The 1,845-nt window shown below is 74.3% G+C and carries 1 protein-coding gene; it reads left to right on the plus strand.

Annotated elements, in window-relative coordinates; all coding sequences use genetic code 11:
• Positions 1–85: 85 nt before the first annotated feature.
• Positions 86–1,741 (plus strand): amidohydrolase, encoded by a 1,656-nt coding sequence (locus tag ACWGPE_RS18650; RefSeq protein ID WP_452049255.1) that lies wholly within the window; start codon positions 86–88, stop codon positions 1,739–1,741.
• The last annotated feature ends 104 nt before the right edge of the window (positions 1,742–1,845 follow it).

The following is a 1,845-nucleotide window of genomic DNA, read 5'->3' on the forward strand; positions in this document are numbered from 1 at the left end:
GCAGCGCGACGAGACCATCGCGGCTCGTCGCGCTCCCTCGTCGTCCGCCCCGATCAACCCACCGCCGCCACGAAAGGACTCGCCCATGCCCCACGCCGACCTCGTCTTCACCGGCGGCCCCGTCTTCACCGCGAACACGGTGCGTTCGCGCGCCACGGCCGTCGCCGTGCGGGCCGGCCGCATCGTCGCCGTCGGCACCGATCACGACGTGCGCGACCTCGTCGGCCCGGGCACCGAGGTCGTCGACCTCGGCGGGCACCTGCTCGTGCCCGGCTTCCAGGACGCGCACGTGCACCCCGTGTGGGGCGGCCTCGACATGCTGCGCTGCGACCTGCGCGACGGCGAGAGCGAGGCCGACTACCTCGAGACGATCGCGGCGTACGCCGCGTCGCACCCGGATGCCTCGTGGGTGCAGGGCGGCGGATGGTCGATGTCGGCCTTCCCGGGCGGGACGCCGACCGCCGCGGCCCTCGACCGGGTGCTGCCCGACCGTCCGGCGTTCCTGCCCAACCGCGACGGCCACGGCGCCTGGGTGAACTCGGCGGCCCTGCGTCTCGCCGGCATCGACCGGGGCACGCCCGACCCCGCCGACGGCCGCATCGAGCGCGACGCCGCCGGCGAGCCGACCGGGACGCTGCACGAGGGCGCGATGGACCTCGTTCGCCGCCACCTCCCCGAGACCACGCCGGCCGAGCTCGTCGACGCCGTGCTCGAGGGGCAGCGCTACCTGCACTCGTTCGGCGTCACGGCCTGGCAGGATGCGATCGTCGGCGACTACGGGGTCGGCGACGACCCCGGGCTCGCCTACCTCGCCGCGGCCGCCGCGGGCACCCTCACCGGCCGCGTCGTCGGCGCCCTCTGGTGGGACCGCACGCGCGGCCTCGAGCAGATCGACTCGCTCGTCGAGCGCCGCGAGCGCTACCGGGGCGGGCGCTTCGCCGCGACGAGCATCAAGGTCATGCAGGACGGCGTCGCCGAGAACTTCACGGCCTCGATGCTCGAGCCGTACTGCGACGGCCACGGCCACGCGACCGACAACTCGGGCATCTCGTTCGTGCCGCCCGAGATCCTGAACGAGGCGGCCCCGCGGCTCGACGCCCTCGGCTTCCAGCTGCACTTCCACGCGATCGGCGACCGCGCGGTGCGCGAGTGCCTCGACGCCGTCGAGCACGCGATCGCGCGCAACGGCCGCAGCGACCACCGCCACCACATCGCGCACCTGCAGGTCGTGCACCCCGACGACGTGTCGCGATTCCGCGAGCTCGGCGTGGTCGCGAACATGCAGTCGCTGTGGGCGGCGCTCGAGCCGCAGATGGTCGATCTGACGCTGCCGTTCCTCGGCTCGCCGCGGGAAGCGTGGCAGTACCCGTTCGGCGACCTGCTGCGCGCGGGCGCCGTGCTCGCGGCAGGCAGCGACTGGTCGGTCTCGACGCCGAACCCGCTCGCCGCGATCCACGTCGCGGTGAACCGGGTGTCGGCGCCGGGCGAGGAGGAGGGCGAGTACCCGCCGTTCCTCCCCGAGCAGGCGATCGACCTCGCGACCTCGCTCACCGCGTACACGGCGGGGTCGGCGTACGTGAACCACCTCGACGAGACCGGCACGATCGAGGTCGGCAAGCTCGCCGACCTCGCCCTGCTCGACCGAGACCCCTTCGCCGGGCCCGCCGACGCGATCGGCGCGACGCGCGTGCTGCAGACCTTCGTCGAGGGCGAGCGCGTCTACGCGGCAGGCGACGCCTGATCGGGATGCCGCGGGCGTGCGCTTCGTCGTCGTGGCATCGCCCGACGACAGGGGCCCGGCACGAGGCATCCCTGAGATGCGGGAAGCGGGGGCGCACCCGAAGG

This window comes from Agromyces sp. NPDC055658 (assembly GCF_053618155.1).